This is a genomic window from Arthrobacter pigmenti, from assembly GCF_011927905.1.
GTDB lineage: Bacteria > Actinomycetota > Actinomycetes > Actinomycetales > Micrococcaceae > Arthrobacter_D > Arthrobacter_D pigmenti.
On record NZ_JAATJL010000001.1, the window covers coordinates 3421588 to 3447312 of the forward strand.

Genomic DNA, 25725 nt, shown 5'->3' on the forward strand with positions numbered 1-25725 from the left:
CCATGCTGGATCCCCAAACCATTGAGGCCATCGCGGACGAACTCGTGGACGCCGGGCGAACCCGTACCCCTGTGCCGCGCCTGACCGCCCGCTACCCGGACATGACGGTGGAGGACTCCTACGCGGTCCAGCAATTGTGGCGGCGCCGCAACGAGGAAGCCGGACGAGCGCTGGTCGGGCGCAAGATCGGGCTGACGTCGAAGGCCATGCAGGCGGCAACCGGCATCACCGAGCCCGATTACGGTGCCATCTTCGACGACATGGTGCTGGAAACGGGCTGCTCCGTGGAGTGGGACAAGTACACCCATCCGCGCGTAGAGGTGGAGCTCGCGTTCGTCCTCAAGGACGCGCTCATGGGGCCGGGGTGCACCATCTTCGACGTGCTCAACGCCACGGACTACGTTGTCCCTGCCCTTGAAATCCTCGATTCCCGCATCGAGATGGAGGGCAGGACCATCGTGGACACCATCGCCGACAACGCCGCCATGGGCGCCATGGTGGTGGGCGGACGGCCGGTGAAGCCCGACGCCGTCGACCTCCGCTGGGTGTCAGCCATCCTCTACAAGAACCAGACCGTGGAGGAAACCGGTGTTGCTGCCGGCGTCCTCGACCACCCGGCAAACGGAGTGCACTGGCTCGCCAACAAGATCGCCGCCCACGGTGATGGGATGAAAGCGGGCGACATCATCCTCGCCGGCTCCTTCACGCGGCCGCTCTGGGTGCACGCGGGCGACACCATCCACGCTGACTACGGACCGTTGGGAGCAGTTACATGCCACTTCCACTAGAGGCCACCTTCCGTGACGCACTGGCGGAGGCCAACCGGCCGCTCGCGGGAATGTGGGTGTGCTCGGGAAGCCCGCTGATCGCGGAGCTCTGCGCCGGTTCCGGCCTGGACTGGCTCCTGGTGGATGCTGAGCACAGCCCGAACGGACTCGAATCGGTGCTCGCCCAATTACAGGCGATCCACGGCTACCCCATCCACACGATGGTCCGCCCGCCCGTCAATGACACCGTGCTGATCAAGCAGTACCTCGACCTCGGCGTGCAGAATCTGCTGATCCCCATGGTGCATTCCGTGGCGGAGGCCGAAGCTGCGGTGGCGGCCACCCGCTACCCGCCGCACGGTGTGCGCGGCGTCGGTTCGGCCCTGGCCCGGGCCGCCCGTTGGAACCGTGTGCCGGATTACCTGGCCCGCGCCGCGCAAACCATCAGCGTGACTGTGCAGATCGAATCCGCGGCCGCAGTCGCTGCGGTAGAGGACATCCTGAGGGTGGACGGCGTGGACGCCATCTTCCTCGGACCCTCCGATCTCGCCGCCTCCATGGGAGTGCTGGGTCAGCAGGAACACCCGGAGGTTCGTGCCGCCGTCGAGCACTGCCTCGCAGCGGCGAAAGCCGCGACGAAGCCGGCCGGGGTCAACGCCTTCAACCCCGACACTGCAAAGCATTACCTGGATCAGGGCGCGGACTTCATTCTGGTGGGGGCCGACGTCGCGCTGCTGGCGAGGGGCTCGGAATCCCTCGCGGAGCAGTACGTCAACAAGAACGACGACGGCGCCCCCGCCAGCTACTGACGCGCGACGTAACGGCTAACGGGACTGCAGCGCATCCAGCGCCACGGCCATCGCGGCGGCAACCCGCCAGTCGATCTGGGCGCCGGGCACCGTGACGTCGTAGCGGTCGCGGAGGGAACGGCCGCGCTCGGAGGTCATCACCACGTTCCCCGCCGGATCAACGAAGTCGAAGTGGAACCGGAACGGGGAGGGGATGGCCTCCAGGAAAGGGAGCATTTCCCAGAGTCGGCGGGCAATGGCGACGCCCTGGCTCCGCTCGCTGCCCACCGCCTCGAACTGTCCGGGCAGGCCAAGTGTCCACGTTGACCGGAACAGGGAAGCTCCAAACTTCTTCTGGAAACTCCCGATCACCTGGCCCTGGGCGTCCAGAACGTCGTAGGTTGCGCCGAGGTCGAGTCGCTGACGCGCCCTGAAAGAAAACAGCTGCACGCTCTTGGACTCATCCGCGAAGAACCTGACCTCTTCCTTGAACGCCATACGCTTCTGCTGCGCAAAGGCCATCAGCTCCCCCGGCTTGCCGGCTGCATCAACGGCACGGATTTCGTACCGGTTCACCATCATGGTGATCTTCTGCGCGACGGCAAAGCGTTCGATCGGCTGCGCTGATGCCACGGAATGTTCTCCTTAAAGAGGGCTGATGTCTTCTTCGAGCCTACGCATAATGCGGCCCGATACAACGCAACTCCTTGACGACCCTCATGTACAGGTCGAGAGTAGCTACACGACGTCCATCCGGGCGCCGCTCCACGGCTCGCAGCACATGCCGCCGACCAAGCGCACAGCACGGGCCGCAGACACGAAAGGCGAAGGCAATGGACGCAATGACGTGGATCTGGATCATCATCGGGATCGTCATCCTGCTGCTCATCATCGGATTGGTTGTGTTCCTCGGACGAAAGCGCCAACAGGCGCACGTACAGGAGAAGCGGAGGAAAGACCACGATCATGCCAACGAAATCCGTGAAGACGCACAGGCGAAAGACCTGGAAGCCCGCGAGAGGGAGGTGCGCGCCAACCGCGCTGCGGCCGACGCCGAGCAGGCCGAGGTCGACGCCGAACGGTTACGCAAGGAAGCCGAGCACCGGCAATCCGACGCCCAGGGGCTCCGGCAAGAGACGCAGGAGCAGTCGCGGCGGGCTGATGAACTGGATCCGAATGTAGACACCACGGAGCAGGATCGAAACCGCACGCGCGAGTAGCTAGCGGCGCAAGCGCTCCAACCAGCGGGGCTTCGGCTCCTGCTGGATCTCCTCCGGTGCTGCAACCACCGGGTAAAGCCTCTCCGCTTCCACCCGCTTCTCGGCCACACGCGCGCGCAGGCCGTTCCGGAACGCTGTGCCGCCCATCGGCTCCTCGGGCGGCGAAGTGTGGGTGCCGTACGCCCAGCCGGTGCCGAGTTCCAGCAGCGTTCCGTGCTTGATGTCGTAGTAGTTCTCCTTCACGCCGATCGCCATCCCGTGCGCACCCGCAGCAGCGGCAGCGAAGTGGAGATGGAAGCGCGTGGTGACCCAGGTCTGATTCTCCCGTAGCGGCAGTCCGTCCTTCCACACCGACGAGAACGGGATGAAGTTCTCCACCGGGATCAGGTCCTTGAGGGCGTCGAAACCGGCGTGATCGGTGCCCGGGATTCCCTCAACATACTTGACCACCTGTCCGGCCTCGAGCGCTGCCTGCACAACCGGCCGAGCGGTTTGTACTGCGGCCTCAAACTCTTCGGGCGTGGTCTGGTCCGGCTGTAGGCAGACCACCAGGTCGGCGTCGTCGTTACGGGCGAGCCCGCGTTCCACCTCATGCTCGATGCTGAGGAATGCGTCGTCGAGCCCCTGCCGGATGCCGTAACGCTCAGCGCTTGGCGCGTCACGGACGCTGACGTAATCGAACTTCTCGAACGCATTTTCGAAGTGCGCCGCGTCTTCATTGAACGGAACGAGACTGAGGCCCGTGCCGAACAGCTTGCAGCCCGTGAGCTCCTGCGCAGTGGCCATCGCTGCGATCAACCCGGCGTTCGCGGGCCAGATCGCGTTGAGATAGCCACCACCGAGTAGGTGCAGACTGTCGGCCTGGCGCAGTTTCTCAATTCCCAGATCAACGAAGGGCGACCCGAAGTTGCGCACCTTCCCTGAGACGTAGCCGGCAATATCGCCGGATCTTTGCGTATGCGCGTCCCAGCAAAGCCGCCAGAGCGTATTCGTGAAGTGGACGCGGGGGTGAATGCCCTCGAACAAAAGCTCCGCCGTCCCCGGATTCGGGCAATCAAGCCAGACGTCCGTCTCCGGGTATCGCTCCGCCAGGAGGCGCAGCCAGCCCGCCGCGATCATTTCATCACCGAAATTCGGGTGGCCGGCGCAGGAAATCAGGTACACGAGGGACGGTTTCACAAGGGAAAATCCTACCCTGCCTACCGGTTGGTGTTACATCGGTCACAAACCGGTTACGACGACGGCGTCAGGACTCCGCGCGCGACCGCTCCGACGCTTGGGTTGGCCGCTCTGCCGCGGCCGGTGCCACGAGGAACGAAGCGAGCACAGCAACGCCGACAGCGAGTAGTGCGTTTCGGATTCCCACCTGGTCGCCGAGGAAACCCAGGAGTGGTGGCCCCGCCAGGAACGCCATGTAGCCGACGGTCGACACTACGGATACGCGGGCGGCTGCGTGACGGGGATCATCGGCTGCGGCGGACATGCCCATCGGGAATCCGAGGGCGGCTCCGGTCCCCCACAGCACAGCGCCGACTGCGGCGAGGTAGACGTTCGGCGCGAGGACGAACAGAACCAGCCCAACCAGGGAGGCAGCGAGGCTGAACTGGAGCACCCGCACGCGGCCATACCGGTCGATCAGTCCGCCGCCGACGAACCTGAACAGCGTCATCGAAGCCACGAAGATGCCGAACATGAGTGCGCCAACGGCCTCTGACGTGCCGAGTCCGTCCACACTGGCCTTTGCCACCCAGTCGTTCGCTGCGCCTTCGGTCAGCGCGGCGCCCAGGACCACCAGGCCGATCAGGAGCGTGCGCGGCTCCGTCCAGGCGGCGAACCGGCTGCGGGGGGCTGCGTGGTCGTCGTGCTTTTCGGCGTGGGCGTGCTCGGGCAGGAAGTAGCGCGGAATCCACAGCGCCACCACGAGGACCAGGACCGCTACGCCGATCAGGTGGGTGGAAAGGTCCACTCCGAGCGCCGCGAGGCCGGCGCCGGCCATCGCCCCGATGAATGCGCCCCCGCTGAAGGCGGCGTGGAACTTCGGCATGATGGTGCGCATGAGACGGCGCTCGACGTCGGCACCCTCAAGGTTCTGCGCGACATCCCACAGGCCAATCCCGAGACCGAAGATGAAGAGGCCTACAGCCGAAACCGGAACGGATGCCAGGATCAGACCGCCGGCGATGGTCAACGCCGCGACGGTGGCCGCGATGCCGCCCACCCGGACGGTGTTCGCGGTTCCGATCCGTGCGGCGATACCGCCCGCGAGCGGCAGCGAGATCAGGGAGCCGATTGCGGCGACGAGCAGGAGCGCGCCGGTCTGGCCGTCACTGAGGCCGAGGGCGTCGGACGCGGACGGTATCCTCGCTGCCCAGCTGGCGAAGACGAGGCCATTGAGCCCGAAGATTCCAAAGGTGGCCCACATGGCCGGATTGACGTTGCTCTGCACCTGTAAACCGTATGCGCATTGAATCGATACGGTCTACAGGTGACGCGGAGTGTGATGGAGATGACAGCTGCTACTCCTCGAAAACGACGGTGAGCTTATCTCCCTCGATCTGGACGGGTGCCGAGAAATAGAGCGGCATCTGTTCCTCCTGCTTCTCCCATTCGGGCTCATCGCCGAGCCAGTTCGTGTTCTGCTCGTAAGTGACAGTCATGACTCCGCCGTCTGACGTAAGCAGCAAACCGTTCCAGCTTTCGGTCACCTCGAACGTGGGTTCCTCGGTCATGGTCCAGATGAAGTTCCGGTAGTCCTCCTCATCGCCAAACGTGAACGCGCTGTTCGGGCAACCCGCCGGTTCCGACTCTTTCGCAGCCATGCACCCAGCGAGGTGAGCCTGCACCTGCGCGATCGCGTCCTCCGTAAGGGCGCCCGTCATACTGGGCTCGAATATTGCGCCCTCACCCGGAAATACCGTGGGATCTGCCGATACGGTGACGGTCTGCGCCTCACCCAGCGTCACGTACCTGGTGCCTTCCGGAGGGGTGATGACATAGGTCCCGGGCAGGACCGCGAATGCGAAAGTGCCGGGAGCTTGCTGTGCCTGCTGGGCAGGAATCTCTACGTCCACGCCGTTGACCGCAATGTTCGTGAATCCCGTCGGTACCTGAACCGGAAGGGTCCAGCTGCTTCCGTGCGCCACCCGCCATTCGTGGAAAATCACCGCCGTTGAATCCCCCTTCTCAAGGGTGAAGGTGAGCGGGGTGGTCTGTGAGTCCTGTGTGATCTCCGCTGTGACAATCGCGGTGTCGCCTTCCTGCTCAACGTCCCTGATCTCGTAGGCGGTGATGCGGTTCTCCGCGGCACCGTAAATCTCGTCCGAGAGCAGCAGCCGCTCAGCAGATGGAACATTCGGGTCCACGATTTCCACCGCCGTTGACGCATCACCGTCCTGCAGCGCCTGCAGGTACTTCTCGACCTGGGCCTGCGGACCATAGGTGCTGGTCGCCAACACGTTGTAGGTCACGGCCGCGCCGATACCGAGCACGACGACGACGCCCGCCACCACTGCGCCGATCTTCAGCTTCTTCTTCGCCTGGGGACTGAGCGGTTTGGGCTCAGCGGCCTGATCTTCATCCTGTGCGTCCAGCGGGATGGTGGTCTGGGCGGATGCAGGCAGGGCACCGGTGTGGGGGTCCTGAGCAACGGCGATCCGGTTCGTATCCCTCGGCCCAGCAACGAAGCGGCGCACCTTCGCCGGCACGTAGGGAACCAGCCAGGGTGCAACGAACCGGGAGGACGCCTCGATAGTCCCACCCCACAGCGCGAGGATCAGCAACGTCCAAGGCGCCAGGGCGATGGAACCGGATGCGGCGAAGATGCCGCCCTGCACCTCGAAGCTGCCCGTGCTGAGCAAGGTGATCGCCAGTCCGCAGGTCAGGAACACTGCAGGCAGAACAAGCCACGACGCCCATCCGGCAGCGTTTCTGCGTGCAAGCGCCCAGGCCACTGAAGCGGCCGCGGCGAGCGCAATGGTCAGCAAGAGGGACAGCAGCGTTGCCCACATCGGCCAGTCGAAGGTGGAAACGTTGTCGGAGCCGATGGTGCTCACCTGCCGGACCACGGAAAGGTGACCGATGCCGTACATCCAGCCCGCCAGGTTGGGGAGCCAGGACAGCGCCGCGAACCCAGCCACTGCACCACCGAACACGAAGGTGCCGATCAACAGCACCGATCCACCAATGAGGGTGTAGGTCAGGTAGTGCAGCCCAACCACCCGGAACGCAGCAGAAACGCCCGCAACGGTGCGCCGCGCGGCAGTCACCGCTAGGGGGCCGTTACGGCGGGCGCCCATTGACCGTCCAACGCGGCTCGCAAGGGTTCCGATCACCAGGGACCCCAGAAACAGGGACCATGAAACGCTGCTCAGCGTGATGGAGGTGCCTTCTTCCTCAAGGCGTACCGCGAAGAGGATGCCCAGCAGCAGCGCAACGACGGCGAGCGCCGCTCCACTGGCGGCCGAAAGCGCCCAGGCCTGCGCCGTCGTCGTCGGCTGTTTTCTCGCTGCGCGTCTGGCGACGAAGGCGAGCGTCAGAACCGTGATGCCGGTGAGGGCTAGCGGCACAAACCAGCCGCTGCCGCCCACCGTTACTGCCGCGCCCAGAATGTTGACGCTCATTTCACCCTGCAACGTACCGAACAGGCCCATACCGGCGAGTTGGAACGGCACGGCGATGAACAGGAAGAGACTCCCGAATTCCGCAGCAGAGGCACCCGTGAACCCTTCTACGCTGCCCTGAATGTCCTGTGGAGAGAGCACCGCGCCCAGAATCATCAGCAGTAAGGCAAGGAGCGCGCCGACCACTGTAAGCCCGTATGCCAGCGCCCCCGAGAGGCAGGCATGTATCCAGCGCGCCGGCTCAAGGTCCTTGAGACTCGTTCCCTGAACAGGCTGTGCAGGTTGGGCCGGCAGTGTGCTCGGCGGCGGCAGGTGCGGCTGGTCCCCTGTGGAGTTGCCCGGATCCCCGGTAGCGTGCACGGATTGAGAAGTCATGAAGTCCCCCATAGTGATTGCGGGGACGTTCCTCGACCCCCAGCGAACAAGCTACTACGCCGCTGGGACAGTTTCGACGCCGGGGGTCTACGCCTGTGGAAAACTCAGCGTGTCCGCTGCACCCGGCCCTCATCCCAGACAGGCGACTCGGACTCGTAAACCTTCCCGTCCTCACCGAACACGAGGAACCGGTCGAAGCTGCGCGCGAACCAGCGGTCGTGGGTCACGGCGAGCACCGTTCCCTCGAAAGCGTCAATGGCGCGTTCCAGCGCTTCGGCGGAGTGGAGGTCCAGGTTGTCCGTCGGTTCGTCGAGGAGCAGCAGCGTAGCGCCGGAGAGTTCGAGGAGCAGGATCTGTAACCGTGCCTGCTGTCCGCCGGAGAGCGAATCGTAGAACTGCTCAGACTGCCCGGCCAGCCCGTAGCGGTCCAGGACCGCGGACGCCGCTTCGCGCCCCAGCCCGGACCGGTGGTCGTCGCCGCGGTGCAGGATATCGAGCAGGGTCCGTCCCAGCAGGTCTGGGCGGACGTGGGTCTGCGCGAAGAAGCCGGGGCGGATGCGTGCGCCCAACTTCACGACGCCGGCGTGCGGCACGGCCTCGATGATCACCTCGGACACCGGCTCGTGTTCCTTTTCCGGATCTGTGCCGCCGGCCGCGAGCAACCGAAGGAAGTGCGATTTTCCGGATCCGTTGGAGCCGAGCACGCCAACGCGGTCGCCGAACCAGATTTCGGTGCTGAACTGCTTCATGAGCCCGGTCAGCTCCAGCTTCTGCGCGACTACTGCACGTTTCGCCGTCCGGCCGCCCTTTAGGCGCATGTTCACGTTCTGCTCGATCGGAATCGCTTCGGGCGGACCGGCCTCAAGGAACTTGGCAAGGCGGGTCTGCGCTGCGTGATACCGGTTGGCCATATCGGAGCGGAACGCTGCCTTGTTCTTGTACATGTTCACGAGCTCTTTGAGCTTGATGTGCTCTTCATCCCAGCGGCGCCGCAGCTCCTCGAAGCGCTCGTTGCGGTCCGTCCGCGCCTGCAGGTACGTGCTGAAACCGCCGCCGTGCACCCAGCTGGACGCGCCGAGCGCTCCCGGTTCGAGCGTGACGATCCGCGTTGCCGCGTTGGCGAGCAGTTCCCGGTCGTGGCTGACGAACAGCACGGACTTCGGGGATTCGTTCAACTTCGCTTCGAGCCAGCGCTTGCCGTGTACGTCGAGGTAGTTGTCCGGCTCGTCGAGGAGCAACAGATCGTCCGGTCCGGAGAAGAGCGCCTCCAGCACCAGCCGCTTTTGCTCGCCACCGGACAACGACGACGCCGCCCGGTACTGCGCGCGGTCATACGGGACGCCGAGCGCGGCCATGGTGACTTCGTCCCACGTGGTTTCGAGTTCGTAGCCGCCGGCATCTCCCCAGTCGGCGATGGCCTGGGCGTAGCGCATCTGGGTGGGTTCGTCGTCGTGCTCCATCATGGCGAGCTCGGCGTCGTCAATCCGCTTCGCTGCGGCGGCGAGCGCCGGTGGAGCTGCGGAGACGAGGAGGTCGCGGACGGTGGTGTCGTCGCGGACCTGGCCGACGAACTGGCGCATGATGCCCATTGAGCCAGACCGGGTGATCGCACCCTCATCCGCGGTGATGTCGCCGGCAACGATGCGCAACAGGGTGGTCTTGCCCGTTCCGTTGGGGCCAATCAGGGCAGTCTTGTGGCCCTCGCCGACCTTGAAGGTGACGCCGTTGAGCAGCTGCCGCCCGTCGGAGAGGAAGTAGTCGATGTTGGAGACGTCAAGGTGTGCCACTGTTCAAGTGTTTCATCCGCATCGAATCAACAGAAATGACTGACTTGGGCGCTGGTTCTTAGCGATTCCTGCTGACTCGATGGAAGGATGGGGGCGTGATTCCCTCCAGCCCACGGCGCGTGGTGTTCTTCGGCGTCACCGGATCGGGGAAGTCGACGGCGGCACAGCGCTATTCGGCGGTGACAGGGTTGCCGCTCGTGGAAGTGGATTCCGACATCGGCTGGCTACCCGGCTGGGTGGAGCGGGATCACGCCGAGCAGAATCGGATGGTGGAGGAGATCGCCGCCCGCGACGAATGGGTTTTCGACAGCTTCTATAGCAGGTGGTCTGACCGTCTCATTCCCCGCGCGGAGGCAATAGTCGCACTCGACTATCCTCGGTGGGTGTCGCTTGCCCGCTTGCTGCGAAGGACTGTGCGGCGCATGGTGCTGCGCGAGCGCGTCTGCAACGGGAACACGGAGACGCTCCCTCGCGTGGTGGCACGGGACTCGATCATCCGCTGGCACTTCACATCCTTCGCGAACAAGAAGGCGCGGATCCGCGCCTATCAGGAGGCGGGATTGCCCGTGCTGCACTTCACCAGTCCGAACCAGTTGAAGCAGTGGCTCGACGACGCCGCGCGCACAGCAGGCTGAGTCCCTCGACCAGCAGGGCCTAGAGTATTCGAAAGCATCGGCGACGCCGGTAAGTAACCATGGGGGCGTGGATTGGCAGTACATAAGGCACTTGTTGGCGCGGCACGAAGGGGTCGAACCCGCATTCCCGTGCGGTCGAGCCTGTTGGTTGCGCTCCGCCACACCAGGGCCGGATTCGTTCCCCAATTCATTGCCGCACTCGCAGTGCAGGGGGTCACCGCGCTGGCAACCGTGCCCGCCATCACTGTCCTGTTCCAGCTGGTGCTGAGCAGTGCCGGCGTCGCAAGCATCACCGACCGGAACCTGCCTGACGTTCTGAGCCAACCAATCGCCGTCGTACTGCTTGTCCTGATAGCGATGATCGCCTTGACGGCAGTATGCCTTCAGCTGATCACGGTTATTGTCATCGCGAACAGGCAACAATGCGGACAATCGTTGCAGCTGCGGCCAGTGCTCGCTGACGTGGGACGGGCCCTGAAAAACGTACTGCACTACCAGTCGCTGCTGCTGCTCATCTACGTGTTCCTCATCATGCCGCTCGGCGGTTTCGGGTGGTTTTCGAGCATCACGCGCGACATCGCAGTCCCACTGTTCATCAGCGGCGAGATGATGAAAACTCCGGTCAGCGCGGTGCTCTACGGCGCGGCCATCGGAGTGGCGGTTTACCTGAACCTCCGGCTCATTTTCACGTTTCCGCTGATGGTGATCGACGGCAAGACGGCATCCCGTGCTGTGATCGCCAGCATCGCGGCCACCAGGGGGCAGTCTCTGCGCGTGGCGCTGCTGGTCCTGGTGGTGGCAGCTGTAGGGCTGATCGCCACCTCAGCTCTTGCTGGGTCCTTTCTCCTCGCGACGAGCTGGACGGATCGGGTGTTCCCGGCGGTTTCACCGATCCTGGCTTCTGTCGGTTACGGGGTGGTGGCCGTCGGGTCCGCCGTCATTCTCTGCCTGGCCGTAGTGGTGACCGTGCACGCGCTCACGGCCGCCTACCGACAGGAACCAGCGCACGCAGGCCCTTCCCCAGAACGTACACCGCGCGGCCGGCCCAAACGCACTACCGGTTCAGCAATAGTCGGAGCGGGGTTGGTGAGCGTTCTTGTGCTCACTTCAGCTTCAGCATTCCCTTCGGCCGGGAACACCACCCCGACAGCGGCCCTTGATGAGGGCGGCACTGCTGTGATCGCTCACCGCGGGTTCGTTGGCGGCGGGGTTGAGAACACGATAAGCGCTCTTGAGGCGGCAGCCGCCGTACAACCGGACTTCGTGGAGATCGACGTTCAGGAAACGCGCGACGGCGGCTTCATCCTCAGCCACGACACCAACCTGTGGCTGGTCTCCGGCCGGAACGTCAACACCTACGAACTGACGCTCGAAGAAGCAACGAATACAACCGTCAGCGTGGGCGGCTTCAGCGACACGATGTCTTCCATGAGGTCGTACGTCGCGCGGGCCGAAGAGCTGGGTGTCACCCTGATGATCGAACTCAAGCTTCACGGGCACGAATCCCCGGACTACGTGGACAACTTCCTTGCTGAGCTCGACGCCATGGGCTCAACCTCCAAGCACATCTATCACTCACTCAGCGTTGATGCGGTGCGGCAGCTGAAGACCAAGCGACCGGGGCTGACTGTTGGCCGGACGGTCGCGGCAAGCATCGGCAATGTGACCCACGTGCCGAGCGATTTCCTTTTGGTGGAGCAGTCATTCTTCAGGGAAGAGTTCATTGAGTACACACGGGCACACGATCAGCAGCTCCTGGTGTGGACTGTCAATGACACCGGGTCCATTCGCAACTTTCTTCGCCTCGGGGTAGACGGAATTGTCACCGATCATCCCGATGTGGCTTTGCGTGAGCGGGAACAGATCTCCGAAGAGCAGGGAGCGTCGCCGTGGCTGCGGGACGCGGTGGATGAGTTCACCCCCCTGTGAGCCCTGATCAGAACATGCCGCGATAGGCCTGTTCCCGCAGGGTTGCCCGTTGGTGGTCCGTGAGCGCAAGCCACTGACCCCGCGTGAGGCTGAGGAACGGGAGCAGGCGCTGGTCTTCGAAGGATATCGACGACGGCGCGGGCGTGCGTCGTCGTCGTGATGGTGTCACGAAGCGAACACACAAGACCACCAGGGTCAGTAACAGGACCAGTGCACCGACGATTTCCACGTTCATGGTTCCTCCAGCGGACGTAGCGGCATCCCCGGCCGCCACCGGGAGATGCTTTATCGTCCCGCGTGCACCTTGGGAAAATCCGGTGACAAGTGTGAAGCGCACGACGACGGCGCTCACCCATTGGGAGACATCAACCACTGTGCTACGCTGGCCGGATGGATATCGCGGGTCGGCTGGACTCCAGCCTCGGTAACGAAAGCGAACGGTATTTTAAGCCGTCCGCCGCTTTCGTGTGCCCGCAACCTTTTGCCGGGCAACTCCTTAAGCGGCACAACTGCTGCAGCCCGAATAACGGCAAACGCTCGGACCTGCGACAGCGCTAAGCGCCGCACTAAAGAGTCCCGTTTTATTTGGCCGGCATCGGCCTCTCTTCGCCTCCATCAGGCAAAACCCAGCAGTTCGCACACCCAGCACAACCATTGGATCAATCATGGAAAAGGTCAGCTCTACCTACATCAACTTCGCCAGCATCCTTGACGAGAAGACCCGCGAACAGAACCTCAAGACGGCATCGATGCCGTTCATCTTCCCGCACCTGGCGAGCATGCCCGACGCGCACCTCGGAAAGGGTGCAGCGGTCGGCTCAGTCATTCCGACGCTCGGCGCGATCATTCCCGCCGCCGTGGGCGTGGACATCGGGTGCGGCATGATCGCGGTGCGCACGCAGTTCTCGGCGCGTGACCTTGATGGGCTTGACCGGAAGACGCTGCGCCAGTCGATCGAGCGGTCCATTCCCCTGTCCGCCGGCCACAGCAACCGGAAAATCGTGGCATCGGCGGAGCCCCGGATCGAGCGGTTGAGCCGCGAGGCGGAGCAGGCCGGGTTCGATCCTGCGTCGTACACAGGCCAGTGGGCGCACCAGCTCGGCACCCTCGGATCAGGGAACCACTTCATCGAGGTGAGCCTGGACGAGAACGACGGCGTGTGGCTGTTCCTCCACAGCGGCTCGCGCGGCGTGGGGAACAAGATCGCGCAGCGGCACATCAAGGTTGCGCTGGAACAGTGCCGGAAGCGGTACATCGACCTGCCCGACAACGATCTTGCCTACCTTGTTGAGGGCGATGACGAGTTCTGGCACTACATCCGTGAACTGCGGTGGGCCCAGAACTTCGCGCTGCTGAACCGTGAGGAGATGATGGACCGGGTGGTCAAGGACCTGTCCCACTGGACCGGCACCCAGGTGCAGGAGCAGGAAAGGATCAACTGCCACCACAACTACACCGCCCAGGAGACGCACTATGGCAGGAAGGTGTGGCTCAGCCGCAAGGGTGCGATCGATGCCTCACCGGGGCGTCCGGGCCTGATTCCCGGATCGATGGGAACGGCGTCGTACGTTGTCGAGGGGCTCGGGTTCCCGCCCGCGCTTAACTCGGCACCGCACGGTGCCGGGCGCGAGTACAGCCGGACGGCAGCCCGGAAGACCTTCACCCGTGACCAGTTGCGGAACGCGATGCACGGCATCGAGTACCGCGACACGGATGCCTTCATCGACGAGATCCCCGCAGCGTACAAGGACATCGACGTGGTCATGGAGGACGCCCGGGACCTGGTTCGGATCCGGCACACCCTCCGCCAGATCGTGAATGTGAAGGGCGACTGAGGAACACAACAGCACGACGACGGCGGGCCCGAAGTCCCGGAGCCCGCCGTCGTCGTGCCTCCCTCAATCGCTGCGGGCGTAGGTTGAGCCCATGTCTCGCGTACTTGTCATCGGTGCCACCGGGCTTGCCGGCCGCGAAGTGGTGAAGCAGTGCCTGCACCGCGGGCTCGGAACCCGCGGGCTGAGCCGCCACCCGGACAAATCCAAGAACCGGCACGACGGCGCCGAGTACCTTGCCGGGGACGCCTTCACAGGAGCGGGATTGGCTGAGGCGATGAAAGGCGTCGACGTCGTGATCGACGCAATGGACGGCAAGTTCGGCAAGGCCCGGAAGCAACTGCCGGTCGCTGCCGGACACATTGCCGAGGCTGCGCGCACGGCTCAAGTTCCGCGCGTCGTCGTTCTCTCGATCGTGAACGTGGACCAGGTTCGGTTCGCGTATTACCAGGCGAAGGCGGCTCAGGAGCAGGCGTACCGGGATTCTGATGTGGAGTCTGTGGTTGTTCGGACAACCCAGTTCCACGACCTTGTCACAGGGGTTTTCGACGGCGGCAGGAAGGTCGGCGTAACGCCGGTGCTTCGGGGCGCCCGCTTCCAGACCATTGCGACCGCCGATGCCGCGAAGGCCCTGGTGGACGCGGCACTGAATCCCGGGTCGAAGAACGTCACGGTTGGCGGCCCCGAACAACTCGACATGGCCGTGATGGCACGGATCTACCGACAGTTCACGGGCGTACGGGGGCCGAAAATTCCGCTCCCGATCCCCGGTGCGCTCGGCCACTATTGGCGAAACGGCGTGAATCTGGTCCCGGACGGCGCGGTGCGCGGAACCACCTATGCCGAATGGCTCGAAGAGCGCGAACGCGCCTAGCGGCCGGCCAGCCTGGAAGTGGCCCAAACGCCGGTGGCAGCAGCCTCCCGGGCAAAGTCACTGAAATCCCTCGGCTCGCGGCCGAGCGCGCGCCGAACACCATCCGTGACACTGGCGTTACGCCCGTCGAGGATCATGCTGAACAGCTCGACGAAGTCCTCGGGGAGGCCCGCTTCGGCGAGCATGGCGCGATACTCCTGCGGCGAGACCGACGCGTACCGGATGGTCCGCCCGGTAGCCGCACTCGCGGCCGGAGAGCAAAACCAGTCGCTGGACGCCGTGCTCCACCGCAACCCGGCAAAATGCGGCAATGAGATCGGACGCCCCAGGGAAGGCAAGGTCCGGGTAGTAGGTGATGTAGGCAGCACGTGTTCCGGCTAGCGCATGCGCCCATGTCTCCTGACGGTCCCAGTCGAACGGGATTTCAGCGTTCCGGGATCCGCTGCGGACGTTGGCCCCCTTGGCCGTCAGCCGCTCTGCCACACGGCGGCCGGTCTTGCCGGTCGAGCCAATAACGAGGATCGGTGAATTTTCTGTGCGTGAAGTTTCCATGGATTCATTCCAATGCACGCCCGCCAAACCTTCCATGGTTCAACGGCTCAGGTTCATGCGCGCCCGTCGCACCTTCCGTCAGCAGCCGTTATTCGGCAGCGGTGAGTGAACCCACCGTGACGCCGAGTGTCCGACGGCGGTGCTCCAGCGGGCTCACTCCACGCTCGCGCTTGAAGGCCGCACTGAACGCGAAGGGGCTGCTGTAACCCACGCGGCGCGCGACGGCGCTGAGGGTGGAGTTCGGTTCCATCAGCAGATCCGCCCCGCACGAGAGCCGACGGCTGGTGAGGTAGTTCATGGGAGATTCACCCACCAGGGTGGTGAACTTGCGGGCGAAGGTTGCTCGGGAGACTCCGGTTCGTTCCGCCAGCCGTGCCACCGTCCAGCCAAGCTCGGGGTTCTTGTGCATCAGCCGCAGTGCCGCACCGACCACGGGATCGCTCTGGGCTAGGCACCACTGGGGTGTCTCGGATTCCGACGACGACAACCAGGAGCGCACGATCTTCACCAGCAGGAGATCAAGGATGCGGTCGAGCACCAGCTCCTGCCCCGGACGGTTGAGGCCCATTTCCCCGGACAGGAGCCGTACCAGCGCGACGTCGTCTTCGGTGGGGGTGTGAACAAGGACGGGCGGCAGCGCCGCAAGCAGACGCATCCCGATCTCGGTGCGCTGCTGGTAGGTTCCACTGAGCATGACGGCGGAACCGTCGTCGGGCTGCTTGCCCCAACGCCGCGTACCCGGCGAGATGTCACCTGCCATTGACTCCCCAGACACGTTCGTACACACCTGTCCCGGGCGGATAACAGTGTGCGGAGGCGTGTGCGGGGTGTCGGCGATCGTGTACGGGCTTGCCCCTCGGAGAACCGCAACGTCCTGTTCCCGGAGGAGGACGGGCTCTTCCGAGTCCCGCAGGACCCACGCCTCGCCTGAAACCATGGTCACCATGGACAGCGGCGCCTCGTCTTCGATCCGTAGCCCCCAGGGCGGATGGAGCACCGATTCAAGGAGGAACGCCCCGTGCGCCCTGGGGCCATCCATCAAACTCGCCAGGGTGTCGTCCATCAGCGTGATCACGCCCTCACCTTAGACGATCTCGTATGAAGCAGCACCGCTCGAGCATGGAACCTGTCGACGTTGCCCGGTTGGATAGATAGGGAACCACCATTGAGGAGACACCACCATGCTGCAGCTGACGCTGAGCCTTGCAACGATCTGCACGGGCCTGATCGCGGGCCTTTTCTTCGCCTTCTCGGTCGCCGTGATGCCCGGGCTGCGCCGCGTCGATGATGCCGCGTTTGTCGGGTCGATGGTCGCCATCAACAGGGCCATTCAGAACCCGCTGTTTGCGCTGATTTTCTTCGGCGCATTCCTGTTTCCCGCACTGGCCCTGCTGCTCGATCTTTCCGGTCCGCAGGTTGCGGCCCTACCGCTCGGGCTTGGTTTCGCGCTCTACTCGGTGGCTCTCGGAATCACGTTCGCGGTGAACATCCCCTTGAACGCGAAACTTGAACGGGGGGGCGGCGATCACTCCCTTCGCCGCGGGTTCGAAGCCCGGTGGGTCCGTTGGAACACCGTCCGCACGGTGCTGTGCGCCACGGCGTTTCTGGCGCTGGTGGTGAGCCTGACCGCAGCCGCCTAGACCCCGAGCCGCTCCACATCGTTGAAGCTGTAGACGTGCAGTCCGGCGAAGCCGCCTCCCTCGTCAATCGAGCGGACCAGTCGCGCCGGGTTGTACGACGACGGCGCCAGCACGTTGCGCAGCAACGATCCGCTGCGCTGGGCGAACTTCAGCGACGGTCCGACGCCGATGCGGCCGGCGAGGGAAACAAGGCGGGTCCGCCGCACCCGCCCGGGTATACCCGCCCACACGGGGAGGGTCACGCCGTCGGACCTCAAGCGGTCCAGGTACTCGCCAAGGACCGGCCCGGAGAAACACATCTGCGTTACCGCCCAGCCTGCCAGTTCCTGCTTTTTGAGCAGCAGCTGCGTCAACTCAGGCTCTTGAACCGAGGGGTGGCCTTCGGGGTAGGCCGCTACGCCGAGCTCAAACAAGCCCAGTCCGGCAATCTCCTCCATGAGCGGCAGGCTCCAGGCATAGGGACCAACGGGAGTGCGCGCGTCGCCGGCGATCACGAAAATGTCCTTCACGCCGGCCTCGCTCAGCCGTTGCGTGAACTCCCGCAACTGCTGGCGGGACTCGATGGAACGTGCGGCAAGATGCGGCACCGCACGGTATCCCCGTTCAGCTAGTTCGACCGACTGCCGGACAGTCTCAGCCGGTCCGTGGTGCGGCAGGCACGTGACCGTGATCGTCGAATCATCCGGAACACACTGGCGAAGACGAGCGACGATATTGCTGCCCGGGATGATTTCGATGCGGACGGGCAGCTCAGTGGACGTATTCAATCAGCATTCCACGACGTTCAGGGCGAGCCCGCCGCGTGCGGTTTCCTTGTACTTGTCCATCATGTCGGCGCCGGTCTCGCGCATGGTCTTGATGGCGGCGTCGAGCGAGACAAAGTGTTGGCCGTCACCCCGCACGGCCATCCGCGCCGCGGTGATCGCCTTCATCGCTCCTACTGCATTCCGTTCGATGCATGGAATCTGCACCAGCCCACCGACCGGGTCGCACGTCAACCCGAGGTTGTGCTCGATGCCGATCTCGGCGGCATTCTCCACCTGCTCGGGCGATCCACCCAGAACCTCCGCAAGTCCCGCCGCCGCCATGGCGCACGCCGATCCCACTTCCCCCTGGCACCCGACCTCGGCGCCGGAAATGGAGGCGTTCTTCTTGAAGAGGGCGCCGACTGCAGTGGCGGCGAGCAGGAAGCGGATGACGCCGTCGTCGTCGGCTCCCGGCACAAAATCTGTGTAGTACTTCAGGACAGCCGGGATGATGCCGGCCGCTCCGTTGGTGGGCGCGGTGACCACGCGGCCGCCCGCCGCGTTTTCCTCGTTCACTGCGAGCGCGAACAGCGTGACCCACTCCATGGTGCTGAGGTGGTCGTTGGGATCGGCTTCCTTGCGGAGCAGTTCCAACTGGCGAGCGGCACGACGGCGGACGTTTAGTCCGCCGGGCAGCACACCACTGTTGGTGGAACCCCTTCGGATGGTGTCCTGCATGACCTCCCAGATCTCCAGGAGGGTTTTCCGGACGTCCGCCTCCGATCGGGACACCAGCTCATTGGCCATCACGATCTCGGAGAAGGACTTGCCGGTTCCGGCAGCAATCCCCAGCAGCTGCTCGCCGGATTCGAACGGGTAGGGCACAGCCTGCGGCGCGTTGTCCGCAAGGTCAGCGCCGATCTGGTCCTCATCCAGCACAAATCCGCCGCCAACCGAGTAATATTCGCGGGTAAACAGAAGCATGCCGTCTTCGGCATATGCCACGAATCGCATACCATTCGTATGGTACTCGAGCCGCTGTTTCCGGTGCAGAATCAAGTCCTCGTTGGGATCGAAGGCGACCTCCTGCGTACCTGCGAGTCGAAGCACCTTCGTTTCCGAGATTTCTTCGACGCGGGGCTCTGCCCGCTCGGGATCTGTGAGGTGTGGCTGCTCACCCTCAAGTCCGAGGATGACAGCCTTGACCGTGCCGTGCCCGTGCCCGGTGACACCGAGGGAGCCGAACAGTTCTGCCCGCACCCGTCGGGTCTCACCGAGCAGCGCTTTGTCCTTGAGGATTTCCGTGAACAGGTAGGCAGCCGTCATCGGGCCGCCGGTATGCGAACTCGACGGCCCGATCCCGATCTTGAACAGGTCAAACGCGCTGATTGTCATGCTTTGCCCGGGCGCTTGTAGAAGGGCAGCTCGACAACGGTGAACCCCTCGGGGCGTCCGCGCAGGTCAACCTGCAACTCCGTGCCGGGCTCGGTAAGTTCGGTCTCCACGTAGGCCAGTGCGATCGGGTAGCCGAGGGTCGGGCTGGGCAGGCCGGACGTGACGGTTCCGATTGTGCGTCCATCCAGGACGACGTCGTATCCGGCGCGAGCCGAGCGGCGGCCGGCGGCGCGCAAGCCAACCAGTTTCCGTGCCGGCGTCTGTCCCTTCAACGGCTCGAGTACGGACCTTCCAACGAAGTTGTCCGTCTTCTTCAGGCTGACGACGCCGCCAAGGCCGGCTTCGAAAGGATTGGTGTCCAGCCCCAGCTCGTGCCCGTACAGGGGCATTCCCGCTTCGAGCCGGAGTGAGTCGCGTGAGGCAAGACCGCAGGGAGCGAGTCCGTGATCAGTTCCAGCCTCAGTCACGGCCTTCCACAGCTGCACCGCCTGGCCGTTCTCGATGAAGAGTTCGAAGCCGTCCTCGCCGGTGTAGCCGGTGCGGGCCAGCAACACTTTCTGGCCGACCAGCTCGACGTGAACTGCCGCGTAGTACTTCAGGGACGTGATGGCTTCCTGGTCCCCGGCCGCTGCAATGCCAAGCAGGATCGCCTCGGCGTTGGGGCCCTGGACGGCGATGAGGGAGGTTTCCTCGGACTGGTCCTGCACAGTCACGTCGAAGTTGGCGGCGCGCTGCTGCAGTTCGGCAGCGACCGTATCGGCGTTCGACGCGTTGGGAACCACCAGGAACCTGTCATCTGCGAGGCGGTAGGTGATGAGGTCGTCAATGACGCCGCCGTCCTCGTTGCAAATCAGCGAGTACTTGGCCTTGCCGACGGCGATGGCAGCCAGGTTACCCACCAGCGCATAATTGAGGAACTCGGCCGCCCGCGGTCCGGTGACCAGCACCTCGCCCATGTGGGAGAGGTCGAAGAGGCCTGCCGTGCGGCGAACAGTGTGGTGTTCCTCAAGTTCGCTGCGGTACTTCAGCGGCATCTGCCAGCCACCGAAGTCCGTGAAGGCTGCACCCAACTCCTGGTGCTGGGCGTAAAGAGCGGTCTGCTTTGTCATGGCGATCCTTAGTCTTCAAACGCTTCGATTGGAGGGCACGAACACACAAGGTTCCGGTCACCGTGCGCGCCGTCGATCCGGCGTACCGGCGGGAAGTACTTGTCGTGGCGCAGGGTGCGAAGCGGGTACGCCGCCATTTCACGCGAGTAGGCCTGCGACCAGCTGTCGCTGATAAGGGCCTGCGCCGTGTGCGGGGCCTGGCGGAGCGGGCTCTCCTCGAGGTCCCACTCGCCCTCGCCGACGCGGTCGATCTCACCCTTGATCGCGATCATCGCGTCCACGAAGCGGTCCAACTCGCCGAGGTCCTCTGACTCCGTAGGCTCCACCATCAGGGTTCCCGCCACCGGAAAGCTGAGGGTCGGTGCGTGGAAACCGTAGTCGATGAGGCGCTTGGCGACATCCTCGGCCGTTACCCCCGTCTTGGCGGTCAGTGCACGCAGATCGAGGATGCACTCGTGTGCAACCAGGCCGTTCTCACCGGAGTAGAGAACCGGGAAGTGCTCATTCAGGCGGGTTGCGACATAGTTGGCTGCCAGCAGTGCGGACTTCGTTGCGGCCGTCAGGCCCTCGCTGCCCATCAGCGCCACATACGCCCACGAGATAGGCAGCACGCCGGCCGAACCGTAGCGCGAGGCGGAAATCGGCACGCCGGCTGGGTTGCCGTTTCCATTGTTCGCGTCCCCCGGCAGGAACGGCGCGAGGTGCGCCGCAACCGCAACGGGCCCGACGCCGGGTCCGCCGCCGCCGTGCGGGATGCAGAAGGTCTTGTGCAGGTTCAGGTGCGAGACATCGCCGCCGAACTCGCCCGGCTTGGCGAGGCCGACCAGCGCGTTGAGGTTCGCGCCGTCGATGTACACCTGTCCGCCTGCGCCATGGACCTGATCGCACACCCAGCGGACATCTTCCTCGAACACACCGTGGGTGGAGGGGTAGGTGATCATGATGGCGGACAGGGTGTCCTTGTTGGCCTCGATCTTGGCCTTGAGGTCATCGTGATCGATGTTGCCGTTTTCCGCGGTCTTGACCACCACCACTTTCATGCCTGCAAGCACTGCCGACGCCGCGTTGGTGCCGTGTGCCGAGGAGGGGATGAGGCATACGGTGCGGGCTTCGTCGCCGCGGGAGAGGTGGTAGTTGCGGATCGCCAGCAGTCCGGCCAGCTCGCCCTGCGATCCGGCGTTCGGCTGGATCGAGACCGCGGCGTAACCGGTGATTTCCGCGAGCCGGCCCTCAAGGTCCTCGATGAGCTGGCGCCAACCCTCGGTCTGGTGCTCGGGAGCGAAGGGGTGAATGGTTGCGAACTCGGGCCACGAAATGGGTTCCATCTCCACTGTGGCGTTGAGCTTCATGGTGCACGAACCCAACGGGATCATGGTGCGGTCCAGCGCCAGGTCGCGGTCCGAAAGGCGGCGCAGGTAGCGGAGCATCTGCGTCTCGGAGCGGTGGATCGAAAACACCGGGTGGGTCATGTACGACGACGTCCGCTGCAGCTCGGCGGGAATCGTTCCCTCGGCGACGCCCGGCAGTTCGACGCCGAACACCTCGGCGAGAGTCTCCAGGTGTGCGTCGGTGGTGGTTTCGTCGCAGGAAATGCCGATGAGGTTCTCGCCGGCCGGCCGCAGGTTGATGCCCCGCTCTTCGGCTTTGGCGAGGACGTCAGCTGCATTGTCCACCTTCACGAGGAGGGTGTCGAAGAACTGCTGGTGCACGTTTCCGGGCAGCGCCTTCGCAAGCTTCGCAGCCTTGCCGTGCACGCGCTCGGCGATCGCCTTCAGGCCATCGGGGCCGTGGTAGACGCCGTACATGCTGGCCACGATGGCGAGGAGCGCCTGCGCGGTGCAGATATTGGAGGTCGCCTTCTCGCGGCGGATGTGCTGTTCGCGGGTCTGCAGCGCGAGGCGATATGCGGCAGCGCCGTCGGAATCCTTGGAGACACCGACCAAGCGCCCGGGAAGCATGCGCTCAAGGCCCTTACGCACGGCCATGAAGGCCGCGTGCGGGCCGCCGAAGAACAGTGGAACGCCGAACCGCTGGGCGGAGCCGACAGCAATATCGGCGCCCTGCTCACCCGGAGGGGTAATGAGGGTGAGCGCAAGAAGGTCGGCTGCGACCGTGACCAGGGCGCCGCCGTCGTGCGCTTTCGCGATGATGTCGGCATGGTCGCGGATGGCACCGGACGTGCCGGGCTGCTGGAGGACGACGCCGTTGATGTCGCCCTCAGGCAGTCCGTCTGCGAGGTCCGCAACCTCGATCTCGAAGCCGAGGGCCTCTGCCCGGCCCTTCACGACGGCGATGGTCTGGGGCAGGCAATCAGCGTCGAGGACCGTGCGGCCCTTGTTCTTGCCGGAGCGGCGCATGAGCAGGACGGCCTCGGCAACTGCGGAGGCTTCGTCGAGCAGTGATGCGTTGGCGATAGGCAGGGCGGTGAGGTCCTGGACCATTGTCTGGAAGTTCAGCAGCGCTTCGAGCCGGCCCTGCGAAATTTCGGGCTGATACGGAGTGTAGGCGGTGTACCAGGCTGGCGATTCGAGGACGTTGCGGCGGATCACCGGAGGCGTCACCGTGTCGTAGTAGCCCTGTCCGATCATCTGGACGGCGGTCTTGTTCTTTGCGGCGATGCTGCGGAGTTCAGCCAGCACCTCGGACTCGCTGCGTGCAACAGGTAGGTCGAGTGCTTCGGCGGACCGGATGCTTGCCGGTACCGCCACGTCAACGAGCTTGTCCAGGCTCGGGTAGCCGAGGACCTTGAGCATCTGTTCGGCGTCGTTGAAACGAGGGCCGATGTGGCGGTCGGAGAAAGTAGATTCCGTGGGCGAGGTCATGAGGAACTCCGTAGATCAGGCCCGCGGTTCAAGCGGACTGTGGTCGAGTTCCTCCCCGCTCTGTATTGGACCTGAGAGATTCCGCGAAAAGTGTTCTTCGCATTGCACCGTCGGTGAGCGCGGCCGTCATGCGGCCGGACTGCTTTCCAGAGTTGCCTTTCCGCTGCGGTGCTGGGCCTGAGAGATTCCTGGGGAGGATTTGCTCCTACGGCGCCTGCCGGATGTCTTGTCAACGGCAGATCTCTCCCGCTGCGGGTCAAAGGCTATGAAATTGTGGGTGGATCGTGACCAAGCTTACTCGCCGCCGGGTTGACGTGGCAAAGCTGGGTTATCCGCGCATTCCGGCTGACGCGTCCCGGCGTCCCAACCTGACAAACAGCCAGATAAGGCCCCCGAGAAATACTGGACCCCCCACTACTAGTGCGGCTCCCACAAGAAGGGCCAGCGGGAGGAAGATGCCCGCGGCATTGGGATCGGTGCCCAGCGGCGTGGCAAGCAACACCGCATAGACAACCGCCAGAAGCACGGTGACCGCCGCCGGTATAGCCATCAGGATGATGGGGCCCTTCAGGCGTCGTGTCTTGGGCGGCGGCATTGCATGGGGGTGATGCGTCATTCCCCTATTGTGGTCCATCGGCCCGCCCATGAATCTCTAGCCGGCCAGTCTCACCTCCGCACCAAGCTGCCGGACGGCCTGCATCGCCGCCGCCCGCCCTGCCCGGGTGGCTCCGAGGGTGGAGGCCGAGGAACCGTAGCCAACGAGCAACACCCTGCTGTCCTTCAGCACCCGCACGCCATCCATCCGGATTCCGCCTCCGGGCTCACGCAGTTTCAGCGGCGCCAGGTGATCCAGAGCCGCACGGAATCCTGTTGCCCAGAGGATTGCGTCGGCTGGGACTGTCCTGCCGTCGTCGAGCTCTATGCCTGTTTCGGTGATCCGCTTGAGCGGACCTGCGGAGCGCAGGATTCCGGCCTCGATACCGGCGCGGTACTGGTCCGTGAGCGGCAGTCCGGTGACGGAGACAACGCTCGACGGCGGCAGCCCGGCTTTCGTTCGCGCGCTCACCTGGTGTTCCACGTCGCGGCCCCACTCGGCGTCGAACGTCCGCTCAGTGAAGTTCGGCGGCGTTCGGGTCACCCAGGTGGTGCTGGCTCCGGCGTCGTTGAGTTGGAGGAGGAATTGCACCGCGGAAGTGCCCGCACCCACCACAACGACGCTCCGATTCCGGAATTCGTCCGCACTCGTGAAGTCACGGGTGTGCAGCTGTCTGCCGTTGAATAGCTCACGGCCCGGGTAGTGGGGCCAGTATGGGCGATCCCAGGTACCGGTTGCGTTGATGAGCAGCCGGGTTGTGTAGGTGCCGTTGTCAGTGAGGATCTGAAGGGCGCCCTGCTGGCCCTTCACGGTCTGGACTTTGACTGGGCGGCGCACCTTGAGCCCGAACTCCTGCTCGTAATCGCCGTAGTAGCGGGCGACGACCTTCGACGCCGGTTCCGTGGGATCGGGGATACCGAGCTCCATGCCGGGTAGGTCGTGGATGTTGTGTGCCGTACCGAAGGTGAGCGAGTCCCAGCGGTGCCGCCACGCGCCGCCCGGGCCCTCGTTGGAGTCAAGGACGAGGAAGTCCCGTTCGGGACTTAGCCCTTGGCGCTGCAGGTAGTAGGCAGCGGAGAGTCCGGCCTGTCCCGCTCCGATGACGATGACTTGTCGCATGTTCTACCTCCTCCTCATCGAACACCGGCCGGGGCGTTGCTGTTCCCGGTAGCCCTGGGCCGGACGGGGCGACAGGAACTACCCGCCGCAGCGGTGAGTTAACCCACCAGTTGCACCTCCTCCAAAGCGTCGAAAGGGTTGTGTCATCGCTGCTCTTACGACCACGCATGGCGAGACGCATCGGCGTCGTCCAGTTCGCCTGCTCTTTGGCCTTCTTCTGCTCGTGGTACTCGCAACAGTGTTGGTGCTCCTCGGTCCAGGCTTGCTCAAGAGTCTGGGCAGTGCGGGCGGTTTGCTGCCGACGGCAGAGTGCGTGGTCGAGACCTCGGAGGGTGAAATAGCCCTCGATCGTGACGAGGCGCAACTGGCCACAACCGCGGTCGCGCTGCGTGCTCGCGGGATGGAAGCACCGGACACCACGAGCATCGACGAGGCGGTGTTGCAGCGGCTGGCCGACGGGCCGCCCGGTGACGCCGGTCCCAGCCTGTCCTGCCGGGGCTCAGCTGCCCAGGACCTGGAGGTTCAGCAGTTGACCGCTACCGGGCTGACTCCGCGCGCCGAACAGCTGCGCGAGGCGATGACCGAAGTGTTCGGCGAGCAGAGCCTGGGCGGGTTCGCCCCGGGCGGAGTCGACCAGGGGCACGGAGGGGATTCGACGCACTACGACGGTCGGGCCATCGACGTCTTCTTCCGCCCGGTTAGCGAGGAGAACCGGCGCCAGGGATGGATGTTGTCCCACTGGCTGGTTGCCCATGCCCGGGACTTCAACGTCCAGTACGTCATCTTCGACGACCGTTTCTGGAGCGCACACATCTCGCGAGGCCAATGGCATGACTACGACGCCCCCGCCCCCAGCAACGAGATACTGCGCCACCTCGACCATGTGCACGTGGACGTGCTGGGCGGAGATGCTTCCTGAGT

23 protein-coding genes and 2 riboswitches are annotated in these 25725 nt (G+C 64.5%); of the genes, 9 read left to right on the plus strand and 14 right to left on the minus strand.

From position 1 onward, the window contains the following. Positions 1-2: 2 nt before the first annotated feature. Complete coding sequence (gene hpaH / locus BJ994_RS16095) at positions 3-788, plus strand: 2-oxo-hept-4-ene-1,7-dioate hydratase (protein ID WP_167995435.1); 786 nt, start codon at positions 3-5, stop codon at positions 786-788. Then, positions 773-1576: an HpcH/HpaI aldolase family protein gene (locus BJ994_RS16100; RefSeq protein WP_209066937.1), complete on the plus strand. Its 804-nt coding sequence runs from the start codon at positions 773-775 to the stop codon at positions 1574-1576. Before hpaH ends, BJ994_RS16100 begins: the two co-directional genes overlap by 16 nt. Positions 1577-1591: 15 nt before the next feature. On the opposite strand, the gene BJ994_RS16105 is transcribed toward BJ994_RS16100, so the two are convergent. Then, positions 1592-2188: an LURP-one-related family protein gene (locus BJ994_RS16105; protein ID WP_167995436.1), complete on the minus strand. Its 597-nt coding sequence runs from the start codon at positions 2186-2188 to the stop codon at positions 1592-1594. Between the two features lie 200 nt (positions 2189-2388). Here BJ994_RS16105 and BJ994_RS16110 point away from each other — a divergent pair, with 200 nt between their 5' ends. Continuing rightward, positions 2389-2775, plus strand: a complete 387-nt coding sequence (locus BJ994_RS16110; protein WP_167995437.1) for a hypothetical protein — start codon at positions 2389-2391, stop codon at positions 2773-2775. Here BJ994_RS16110 and BJ994_RS16115 read toward each other — a convergent pair whose 3' ends face one another. The 4 genes from BJ994_RS16115 to BJ994_RS16130 all read right to left on the minus strand — a co-directional run bounded on the left by BJ994_RS16115 (position 2776) and on the right by BJ994_RS16130 (position 9556). Then, positions 2776-3954, minus strand: a complete 1179-nt coding sequence (locus tag BJ994_RS16115) for a polysaccharide pyruvyl transferase family protein (protein ID WP_167995438.1) — start codon at positions 3952-3954, stop codon at positions 2776-2778. Between the two features lie 67 nt (positions 3955-4021). Continuing rightward, positions 4022-5197, minus strand: coding sequence for an MFS transporter (locus BJ994_RS16120; RefSeq protein ID WP_167996065.1), 1176 nt, complete (start codon positions 5195-5197; stop codon positions 4022-4024). 94 nt (positions 5198-5291) lie between these two features. After that, positions 5292-7769, minus strand: a complete 2478-nt coding sequence (locus BJ994_RS16125; protein WP_167995439.1) for a hypothetical protein — start codon at positions 7767-7769, stop codon at positions 5292-5294. A 104-nt stretch (positions 7770-7873) separates the two neighbouring features. Then, positions 7874-9556: an ATP-binding cassette domain-containing protein gene (locus BJ994_RS16130; protein WP_167995440.1), complete on the minus strand. Its 1683-nt coding sequence runs from the start codon at positions 9554-9556 to the stop codon at positions 7874-7876. A 95-nt stretch (positions 9557-9651) separates the two neighbouring features. On the opposite strand from BJ994_RS16130, the gene BJ994_RS16135 reads away from it, so the two are divergent. Both BJ994_RS16135 and BJ994_RS16140 read left to right on the plus strand, forming a co-directional pair. Then, a complete protein-coding gene (locus BJ994_RS16135) occupies positions 9652-10191 on the plus strand; it encodes a P-loop NTPase family protein (protein ID WP_209066939.1) in 540 nt (179 codons plus the stop codon). A gap of 129 nt (positions 10192-10320) precedes the next feature. Continuing rightward, positions 10321-12120 carry a glycerophosphoryl diester phosphodiesterase membrane domain-containing protein gene (locus tag BJ994_RS16140; protein ID WP_167995441.1) on the plus strand — a complete coding sequence of 600 codons (1800 nt, stop codon included), beginning with the start codon at positions 10321-10323 and terminating at the stop codon, positions 12118-12120. 7 nt (positions 12121-12127) lie between these two features. Here the strand turns inward: BJ994_RS16140 and BJ994_RS16145 are convergent, their stop codons facing one another. Then, a complete protein-coding gene (locus BJ994_RS16145; protein ID WP_167995442.1) occupies positions 12128-12493 on the minus strand; it encodes a hypothetical protein in 366 nt (121 codons plus the stop codon). 292 nt (positions 12494-12785) lie between these two features. Here BJ994_RS16145 and BJ994_RS16150 point away from each other — a divergent pair, with 292 nt between their 5' ends. Together BJ994_RS16150 and BJ994_RS16155 are read left to right on the plus strand one after the other, a co-directional pair. Then, positions 12786-13955, plus strand: coding sequence for an RtcB family protein (locus BJ994_RS16150; RefSeq protein WP_167995443.1), 1170 nt, complete (start codon positions 12786-12788; stop codon positions 13953-13955). 91 nt (positions 13956-14046) lie between these two features. Then, positions 14047-14826, plus strand: a complete 780-nt coding sequence (locus tag BJ994_RS16155; RefSeq protein WP_167995444.1) for an SDR family oxidoreductase — start codon at positions 14047-14049, stop codon at positions 14824-14826. Between the two features lie 117 nt (positions 14827-14943). On the opposite strand, the gene BJ994_RS16160 is transcribed toward BJ994_RS16155, so the two are convergent. Continuing rightward, the gene (locus BJ994_RS16160) at positions 14944-15378 is read right to left on the minus strand and encodes an SDR family oxidoreductase (protein ID WP_209066940.1); all 435 of its coding nucleotides are present in this window, start codon (positions 15376-15378) and stop codon (positions 14944-14946) included. Positions 15379-15466: 88 nt separating this feature from the next. Next, entirely contained in the window at positions 15467-16453 is a 987-nt protein-coding gene (locus BJ994_RS16165; RefSeq protein WP_342450404.1) for an AraC family transcriptional regulator, read from the minus strand. A gap of 106 nt (positions 16454-16559) precedes the next feature. On the opposite strand from BJ994_RS16165, the gene BJ994_RS16170 reads away from it, so the two are divergent. Then, positions 16560-17018, plus strand: a complete 459-nt coding sequence (locus BJ994_RS16170) for an anthrone oxygenase family protein (RefSeq protein ID WP_167995445.1) — start codon at positions 16560-16562, stop codon at positions 17016-17018. Here BJ994_RS16170 and BJ994_RS16175 read toward each other — a convergent pair. The 6 genes from BJ994_RS16175 to BJ994_RS16200 all read right to left on the minus strand — a co-directional run bounded on the left by BJ994_RS16175 (position 17015) and on the right by BJ994_RS16200 (position 24804). Further along, complete coding sequence (locus BJ994_RS16175; protein ID WP_167995446.1) at positions 17015-17785, minus strand: methylenetetrahydrofolate reductase; 771 nt, start codon at positions 17783-17785, stop codon at positions 17015-17017. The genes BJ994_RS16170 and BJ994_RS16175 overlap by 4 nt on opposite strands. Continuing rightward, positions 17786-19159 (minus strand): L-serine ammonia-lyase, encoded by a 1374-nt coding sequence (locus BJ994_RS16180; RefSeq protein ID WP_167995447.1) that lies wholly within the window; start codon positions 19157-19159, stop codon positions 17786-17788. Beyond that, positions 19156-20268 (minus strand): glycine cleavage system aminomethyltransferase GcvT, encoded by a 1113-nt coding sequence (gcvT, locus tag BJ994_RS16185; RefSeq protein ID WP_167995448.1) that lies wholly within the window; start codon positions 20266-20268, stop codon positions 19156-19158. Before gcvT ends, BJ994_RS16180 begins: the two co-directional genes overlap by 4 nt. Positions 20269-20276: 8 nt before the next feature. After that, positions 20277-23090 carry an aminomethyl-transferring glycine dehydrogenase gene (gcvP, locus tag BJ994_RS16190; protein WP_167995449.1) on the minus strand — a complete coding sequence of 938 codons (2814 nt, stop codon included), beginning with the start codon at positions 23088-23090 and terminating at the stop codon, positions 20277-20279. A gap of 50 nt (positions 23091-23140) precedes the next feature. Continuing rightward, a riboswitch (glycine riboswitch) is annotated at positions 23141-23245 on the minus strand. A gap of 1 nt (position 23246) precedes the next feature. Then, a riboswitch (glycine riboswitch) is annotated at positions 23247-23349 on the minus strand. A gap of 69 nt (positions 23350-23418) precedes the next feature. After that, the gene (locus tag BJ994_RS16195; RefSeq protein WP_167995450.1) at positions 23419-23706 is read right to left on the minus strand and encodes a hypothetical protein; all 288 of its coding nucleotides are present in this window, start codon (positions 23704-23706) and stop codon (positions 23419-23421) included. A gap of 36 nt (positions 23707-23742) precedes the next feature. After that, the gene (locus BJ994_RS16200) at positions 23743-24804 is read right to left on the minus strand and encodes an NAD(P)-binding domain-containing protein (RefSeq protein WP_167995451.1); all 1062 of its coding nucleotides are present in this window, start codon (positions 24802-24804) and stop codon (positions 23743-23745) included. Positions 24805-25027: 223 nt separating this feature from the next. On the opposite strand from BJ994_RS16200, the gene BJ994_RS16205 reads away from it, so the two are divergent. Next, a complete protein-coding gene (locus BJ994_RS16205) occupies positions 25028-25723 on the plus strand; it encodes a VldE C-terminal domain-containing protein (RefSeq protein ID WP_342450405.1) in 696 nt (231 codons plus the stop codon). Positions 25724-25725 lie beyond the last annotated feature (2 nt).

Bases quoted from the DNA above. Each gene is read 5' to 3' on its own strand.
- gcvP (WP_167995449.1), bottom strand. From the start codon at position 23,090: ATGACCTCGCCCACGGAATCTACTTTCTCCGACCGCCACATCGGCCCT.
- hpaH (WP_167995435.1), top strand. From the start codon at position 3: ATGCTGGATCCCCAAACCATTGAGGCCATCGCGGACGAACTCGTGGAC.
- BJ994_RS16110 (WP_167995437.1), top strand. From the start codon at position 2,389: ATGGACGCAATGACGTGGATCTGGATCATCATCGGGATCGTCATCCTG.
- BJ994_RS16180 (WP_167995447.1), bottom strand. From the start codon at position 19,159: ATGACAATCAGCGCGTTTGACCTGTTCAAGATCGGGATCGGGCCGTCG.
- BJ994_RS16155 (WP_167995444.1), top strand. From the start codon at position 14,047: ATGTCTCGCGTACTTGTCATCGGTGCCACCGGGCTTGCCGGCCGCGAA.
- BJ994_RS16160 (WP_209066940.1), bottom strand. From the start codon at position 15,378: ATGGAAACTTCACGCACAGAAAATTCACCGATCCTCGTTATTGGCTCG.
- BJ994_RS16170 (WP_167995445.1), top strand. From the start codon at position 16,560: ATGCTGCAGCTGACGCTGAGCCTTGCAACGATCTGCACGGGCCTGATC.
- BJ994_RS16120 (WP_167996065.1), bottom strand. From the start codon at position 5,197: ATGTGGGCCACCTTTGGAATCTTCGGGCTCAATGGCCTCGTCTTCGCC.
- BJ994_RS16125 (WP_167995439.1), bottom strand. From the start codon at position 7,769: ATGACTTCTCAATCCGTGCACGCTACCGGGGATCCGGGCAACTCCACA.
- BJ994_RS16150 (WP_167995443.1), top strand. From the start codon at position 12,786: ATGGAAAAGGTCAGCTCTACCTACATCAACTTCGCCAGCATCCTTGAC.
- BJ994_RS16100 (WP_209066937.1), top strand. From the start codon at position 773: ATGCCACTTCCACTAGAGGCCACCTTCCGTGACGCACTGGCGGAGGCC.
- BJ994_RS16195 (WP_167995450.1), bottom strand. From the start codon at position 23,706: ATGACGCATCACCCCCATGCAATGCCGCCGCCCAAGACACGACGCCTG.
- BJ994_RS16200 (WP_167995451.1), bottom strand. From the start codon at position 24,804: ATGCGACAAGTCATCGTCATCGGAGCGGGACAGGCCGGACTCTCCGCT.
- gcvT (WP_167995448.1), bottom strand. From the start codon at position 20,268: ATGACAAAGCAGACCGCTCTTTACGCCCAGCACCAGGAGTTGGGTGCA.